Origin of the sequence: Marinimicrobium sp. UBA4209 (genome assembly GCF_002381585.1) — a bacterium.
In the GTDB taxonomy this organism is placed as follows: domain Bacteria; phylum Pseudomonadota; class Gammaproteobacteria; order Pseudomonadales; family Cellvibrionaceae; genus Marinimicrobium; species Marinimicrobium koreense.
Window position 1 is genome coordinate 1 of sequence record NZ_DFTP01000099.1, and the last position, 5,358, is coordinate 5,358.

Below are 5,358 nucleotides of genomic sequence, written 5' to 3' on the forward strand. Positions count from 1 at the left end.
CACTTTCCAGGCGTGCGCCTTCAGCCACTCGGCCACCTCACCGTAAAACTCTTTGAACGACCTGCCGTTCAGAGGGTGCGTAATGTACACAAGTGGCGTACTAAACGCAACGCTATTGGCCCGGCCAGGGGTGAAAAAATGTCTCTGGATTCACTGACTTGGGAGGCTGGGGCGGTTTGGCGGGGGTTCCCAGGTAGAGGAAGCCCACGATCTGCTCCAGCTCGCCGACACCCAGCCCTTCTTTCACCACCGGATGGTAGGTCATGGCCCCGGTCCGCCAGAAGGCCCCTACCCCCTGGGCGAAGGCGGCATTGAGCATGTTCTGTACGGCGGCGCCGGCCGAGATCAGTTGCTCGACGTGCGGCACCTTGGGGTTCTGCCGGCAGGCGGCAATGGCGACCAGAATCAACGGCGCGCGGCGTGGTTTGGCGCGCAGGGATTGTTGATCGGGTTCCGGGGTGTCGGGCGTGTCCTTGAGCATCGCCTGCACGAACAGGTCTCCCAGTCGATCCAGCCCTTCATCTTCAATTACCAGAAAGCGCCAGGGCTGCATCAGGCCGTGATCGGCGGCGCGCAGGGCGGCGCGGTAGATGGCGTCGCGCTGTACATCGGTGGGCGCCGGTTCGGTCAATTTGGGCGAGGAAACCCGTTGGTGCAATACGTCTAGTGCGTGCATAGGAGCCTGTGGTCGAATCAATGGGGCGGGAATGATAACACGACTTCATCGGTTGATTTAAGCGCCATTTAGGCGCGGTTAACCGCTGTTCGTGGACTTTTCGCGTAAAAAAACGTCTAATAGGACCCTCAGGGAGTGACACGCGACTCCAGGACCGACCTTGCCGATTGAAAACCATCCGGCGCCCTCACGCTCCCCAGAGACGCTATTTAGCGAGCGTATTGCGTCGAGCAGGACAGCATACAAGGTTTCCCGATAACAATGACTAAGAACTCAGCGCACAAAAAGCCCGAAGAGGCTCAAGCGGAATCGCCGCTTCACCAATACTATTTTCGATCACTGATCTGCTTTGCCGCCGCCGGCACCCTGGCGTCCTACATTGAATGGTCGGCCATCCAGCCCGTGTATATTGGCACCATTGTTTTTCTGCTGCTGTACACCTACCTGACCTACCACTTCACCCACACGCTGGATCGCGAAAAACTCAGCCGCGTAACCCGCTATTTGTCCTGGGCCGATGCGGCGCTGATCGGGCTGGTCCTCAGCCTGACCAACTTCAGCCTGCTGCCGCTGGCGCTGTTTCTGACCATGATCCAGTTCAACGCCCTTCTCACCGGCGGACTGAGGCGCTGGGGTGAAGATAACGTGGCCTTTGCCGTCGGTATCCTGCTCAGTTTCCTGGTACACAAACCGCAATGGGTGTTCAGTAGCAGCATTGAAATCAGCGCGGCGAGCCTGATCGGTATCATCACCTACTTTCTGGTGTACGCCCTGTATATGCATCAGAGAATGCGCCGCCTGATCATGAACCAGATGAAACTGGAGAATGAGCAGAAATGGCACAAGATCCGCTCGTATAAACTGTCCCGATACCTGCCGCCTCCGGTGTGGCGGGCGATCAATCAGGGCAAGGATCATATGCTACAGGCGGAGCGCAAGCGCATTACCGTGTTCTTCTCGGACATCAAGAACTTCAGCCAACTGTCCGAAGAAATGGAAGCCGAGGCGCTTACGGAGCTGCTCAATCACTACCTGACCGAGATGTCGAAAATCATCACCCACTTTGGCGGCACCATCGACAAGTTTATGGGTGACGGCATTATGGTCATGTTTGGTGATAGCAACAGCAAGGGCGTCAAACAGGACTGCATGAATTGTGTGTCCATGGCCATCGCCATGAAAAAGCGCATGAAGTCCCTGCAGCAGGAGTGGTACAACCAGGGCATCAAAAAGCCCCTGCAGATCCGGATGGGCATGAACACCGGCTATTGCACGGTGGGTACCTTCGGTACCTCAAGCCATCTGGACTACACCGTGCTGGGCACTCACGTGAACCTGGCCAGCCGCCTGGAGTCCGCAGCCCAGCCCGATGAAATTCTGATTTCCCACGAGACCTGGTCGCTGGTCAAAGACGCCGTCATGTGTCAGGACAAGGGCGAAATCACGGTGAAGGGGTTCAGCCAGCCGGTGAAGGTGTACCAGGTGGCCGGGTTCCGTAAGGACCTGGGTAAAAATCAGAGTTTCTTTGAGGATCGCGCCGAAGGCTTCTCCATGTACCTGGATCTGGAGAAGGTGCGCAATTACGAGAAAGCCAAGGTGATCAAGGCGTTGCAGACCGCCGCCGAAAAGCTCAAGGATAAAGTCATCGTATAACCTTGCTCCGGCGGGCCCGGTCCCGCCGGAGCACCACCAGCCTACTGTCGCACCAGACGCTCAAAATCGGGCGCCGACCCCTGCGCTGAGCTGCGCCAGGGGTTGATATCCAACCCGCCGCGACGCGTGTAGCGCGCGAAAACCGTCAGAAACTCCGGCTGACAGCGCGCTTGCAGATCGACAAACATCCGCTCAACGCAGTGCTCGTGAAAGTCCTGATGTTCACGAAACGATACCACGTACTTCAGCAAACCCTCTCGTTCGATTTTTGATCCGCGATAATGAATTTCCACCGTGGCCCAATCCGGTTGACCGGTTACCGGGCAATTGCTCTTCAACAGATGACTGTGCAGCCGCTCTTCAACCAACTCCTCCCCAGTGGCAAGCAACTCGGGCGCCGGGTGGTAGTGCTCGATGGTAACCGGCAGCGCGTCGATACACTCCCCGCCCGCCTCGGCAATCGGCAGTTGAGCGTCCGCCACCGGCTCAAGCTGAACGCTGACGTCTGCACCGGCGGCCGCGCTCAAGTCCTGGATCATCTGCGCCCGCACCTGCTCCTGTCCGACAAAGCGGCTTTGATTGTAGGAGTTCAGATACAGCTTGAATGATTTGGACTCAATCAGGTTCGGACTGGTGCACGGCAATCGAAATTGCGCGATGGCGACGATGGGCTTGCCGCGCTCATCCAGCCAGGAGACTTCATAGCCGGTCCAGAGGTCGGTGCCGTAAAACGGCAGCGCCGACTCACTCAACCCCAGGGACGCCCGAGTCTCGGCCCGGGCGATGGGAAACAACAACCCGGGGTCATAACTCGATGCGTAGGCTGTCTGCTGCCCGAGCGGTCCATGACTGTTGGATGTGTGCTCACTCATAACGCCCCTACCCTGAAAAGTTACGCGCGCAGACGCTTGCCGGTTTTAAGCAGGTGCATGCCAATGGCAAACAGCACCATGACGCACACCACCAGGCCACTGAACGCCACGCCAATATTGACGTCCGACACGCCCAACATGCCATAGCGGAAGGCGTTGACCATATACAGAATCGGGTTCAGCTGGGCCACGCCCTGCCAGAAGTCCGAGAGCAGATCGATCGAGAAAAAGACCCCGCCCAGATAGGTCAGCGGCGTCAGCACAAAGGTCGGCACGATGGAGATATCATCAAAGGTGTTGGCGAACACCGCATTGATGAAACCGGCCAGGGCGAACAGCACCGCCGTGAGCACCACGATGGACACGGTGATGACCCAGCTGTAGATCGGCAGGTCGGTAAAAAACAGTGACAGGATGGTCACCATGACCCCGATCGCCAACCCACGGGCCACGCCACCGAGCACATAGCCCAACAGAATGACGTAGTTCGGTGTGGGCGAGACCAGCACCTCTTCAATACTGCGCTGAAACTTGGCACTGAAAAAAGACGAGCTGACATTCGAGTAAGAGTTGGTCAGCACCGCCATCATGATCAGTCCGGGCACCACAAACTGGATGTAGTCGAAGCCACCCATCTCACCGATACGGCTGCCAATCAGCTTGCCGAAAATCACAAAGTACAGTGCCATGGTGATGGCCGGGGGCAACAGGGTCTGAACCCAGATGCGGGTGAAGCGTTTGATTTCCTTACGCAGAATGGTGGTAAACGCGATCCATTGTTCTTTAAACTCCACGACGATCACCTCCGGTCGCTGGTTCGCTGGCTGTGTTCTCTTCGGTTTCTTCAGTGACGGACTCCGCCGGCTCCCCATTGCCGGTCATGGCGACGAAGAGTTCCTCCAGGCGGTTGGCCTTGTTGCGCATACTGACAATATCGAGCCCCTGGGCGGTCAGCGCGTCAAACACCCGGTTCAACGACTGACCTTTTTCCAGATCCACCTCAAAGCTGTGCTCATCCAGCAGCCGGGTTTCGAAGCCCTCGATATGTGGCGCTTCCCATACCGAATTGGCGCAATCGAAAATGAACACCTCGCGGTTGAGCTCTTTCAACAGGCTGCGAATGGTGGTGTTCTTGACGATTTTGCCCTGATCGATAATGGCCACATGGCGGCACAGGCTTTCCGCCTCTTCCAAGTAGTGGGTGGTCAGGATGATGGTGGTGCCCTGAGCGTTGATTTCCCGCAGGAACTCCCACATGGAACGGCGCAGCTCGATATCCACCCCGGCGGTGGGCTCGTCGAGAATCAGCAGCTTGGGCTCGTGCACCAGCGCCCGGGCAATCATCAACCGGCGCTTCATGCCGCCGGAGAGCATGCGGGCGGGGGTATTGCGCTTGTCCCACAGGCCGAGTTTCTTCAGGTACTTTTCCGTCTGCACCATGGCGACCGACCGGGGCAGGCCGTAAAAGCCGCCCTGTTGCAGCACGATATCCTGAACTTTTTCAAACTGGCTGAAATTGAATTCCTGGGGCACGATGCCCACTTCTTTTTTGGCCCGGGAGAAGTGGGTATCAATATTATGGCCAAAAATTTCCACCTCGCCGCCGGTCTTGCGGACCAGTGAACAGAGAATCCCAATAGTGGTGGACTTGCCGGCGCCGTTGGGCCCCAGCAGGCCGATACGCGCGCCCGGTGCGAGCTGCAGTTTGACCTGCTCGAGAATCGCCGTTCCATCGTAGCCAAGGGTGCCCTGATGCAGGTCGAGCAGCGGGGTTGACTGGTTACTGGCCTCACGGAAGCTGAACGAGAAGGGCGGGTCGATGTGCGCCGGACTCAGTTCTTCCATCCGCTCAAGCGCCTTCAGGCGGCTTTGTGCCTGCTTGGCCTTGCTGGCCTTGGCTCGAAAGCGGGCAATGTAGCTCTGCATGTGCTCGCGCTCGGCCTGCTGCTTCTCGAAGGCTGACTGCTGCTGTGCCAGGCGCTCTGCCCGGGTGCGCTCGAACTGGCTGAAACCGCCGCGGTACAGGTGCAGTGTACGGTTTTCAAAGTGCACGATGTGCTCAACTACCGCATCCAGGAAGTCGCGGTCGTGGGAGATCAGCAGCAGGGTGCCGGGGTAGTTGCGCAGCCAGTCTTCCAGCCAGAGGATGGCGTCCAG

General features: G+C 58.0%; 5 protein-coding genes and 1 pseudogene. 1 reads left to right on the top strand and 5 read right to left on the bottom strand.

What is annotated here, in order from left to right; all coding sequences use genetic code 11:
* Positions 1-112 precede the first annotated feature (112 nt).
* The gene (locus tag B3187_RS14555; protein ID WP_123637746.1) at positions 113-676 is read right to left on the bottom strand and encodes a nitroreductase family protein; all 564 of its coding nucleotides are present in this window, start codon (positions 674-676) and stop codon (positions 113-115) included.
* Between the two features lie 261 nt (positions 677-937).
* Here B3187_RS14555 and B3187_RS14560 point away from each other — a divergent pair, with 261 nt between their 5' ends.
* Positions 938-2,329 carry an adenylate/guanylate cyclase domain-containing protein gene (locus B3187_RS14560; RefSeq protein WP_024460641.1) on the top strand — a complete coding sequence of 464 codons (1,392 nt, stop codon included), beginning with the start codon at positions 938-940 and terminating at the stop codon, positions 2,327-2,329.
* A 41-nt stretch (positions 2,330-2,370) separates the two neighbouring features.
* Here B3187_RS14560 and queF read toward each other — a convergent pair whose 3' ends face one another.
* The 4 genes and pseudogenes from queF to B3187_RS14580 all read right to left on the bottom strand — a co-directional run.
* A complete protein-coding gene (gene queF / locus B3187_RS14565) occupies positions 2,371-3,201 on the bottom strand; it encodes an NADPH-dependent 7-cyano-7-deazaguanine reductase QueF (RefSeq protein ID WP_286807202.1) in 831 nt (276 codons plus the stop codon).
* Between the two features lie 20 nt (positions 3,202-3,221).
* Positions 3,222-3,995: an ABC transporter permease gene (locus tag B3187_RS14570; protein WP_024460643.1), complete on the bottom strand. Its 774-nt coding sequence runs from the start codon at positions 3,993-3,995 to the stop codon at positions 3,222-3,224.
* Positions 3,985-5,046 carry an ABC transporter ATP-binding protein gene (locus tag B3187_RS14575; RefSeq protein WP_414673710.1) on the bottom strand — a complete coding sequence of 354 codons (1,062 nt, stop codon included), beginning with the start codon at positions 5,044-5,046 and terminating at the stop codon, positions 3,985-3,987. The genes B3187_RS14570 and B3187_RS14575 overlap by 11 nt, the downstream gene beginning before the upstream one ends.
* 15 nt (positions 5,047-5,061) lie before the next feature.
* Positions 5,062-5,253 (bottom strand): annotated as a pseudogene (locus B3187_RS14580) (ABC transporter ATP-binding protein); the annotation flags it as partial.
* Between the last annotated feature and the right edge of the window lie 105 nt (positions 5,254-5,358).

Excerpts from the sequence above, each read along its gene's own strand:
- B3187_RS14575 (WP_414673710.1), bottom strand. The coding sequence starts at position 5,046 with ATGGAAGAACTGAGTCCGGCGCACATCGACCCGCCCTTCTCGTTCAGC.
- queF (WP_286807202.1), bottom strand. The coding sequence starts at position 3,201 with ATGAGTGAGCACACATCCAACAGTCATGGACCGCTCGGGCAGCAGACA.
- B3187_RS14560 (WP_024460641.1), top strand. The coding sequence starts at position 938 with ATGACTAAGAACTCAGCGCACAAAAAGCCCGAAGAGGCTCAAGCGGAA.
- B3187_RS14555 (WP_123637746.1), bottom strand. The coding sequence starts at position 676 with ATGCACGCACTAGACGTATTGCACCAACGGGTTTCCTCGCCCAAATTG.